General features: G+C 44.3%; 1 protein-coding gene. It reads right to left on the reverse strand.

Annotation, left to right across the window (positions count from 1 at the left end):
- The coding region (locus R7O13_RS26140; RefSeq protein ID WP_318305110.1) for an inosine/guanosine kinase at nucleotides 1–785 on the reverse strand (785 nt) is incomplete at both ends.

Raw genomic sequence — 785 nt, forward strand, 5'->3', positions numbered from 1 at the left:
TAAGGAGAAATATGCGAATAAACTTGAATTGGATTCTGACAAGCATCTTTTTTAGCCGGACGGCTGAACTCGTAACGATTAAATTCAGCAATCGAGCCAGGAAGTAATGGCAACGTGGTTTCACGCTTCGCACTGTCTTCAGTGTAACCCGCCATAAACAGACCAACAGGACCTGCGGTACATAACACCATATCAGCCCACTCTAGCGTCTTATCAGAAGCGGCTAGCGGATCAGTTTCGCCTGTTAGCGCTTCTGCTTCGTCTTCGTTCATTGCGACAACAGAAACGTGTTCACGAATAAAGTCTTGCCAGTATTTAGGATCGTCTTGAATAACAAACTTTGTACCTAGCGTTAATACAACAGGAACGTCGTTCTTCTTCGCAAACTCAATGGCTTTCATTGTTGCTTCAGGCATTGGATCGCCTTCTTTACAACGAACTAAGTAAGAAGTCAGTACAAGAGCAGATGCATTTTTGAAAATTTTCTCAGGAATGCTGTCTGGATGAAGCTGGTTCATTTGACCTTCGCTGAACGCAAAAGTACGTTCACCGTCTTCAGTGATCAAAGCAAAACAACGACCGATAGCACCATCAACACCTTGCAGGTAATTCAGATCCATGCGGCTCGATGTATTACAAAGGTAACGATAGCCGTAGCTGCCGATTTTGATATCCTGGCTCATCACACCAAGCAGCGTAGAACGATCGTCTGCAAGAACCGAGTAGTTATGAAGTGTATTGCCAATCGTACCACCAGCGTATTCGTTAGTGATCAGATTCTCTTC

Source organism: Vibrio sp. Y176 (genome assembly GCF_033438945.1).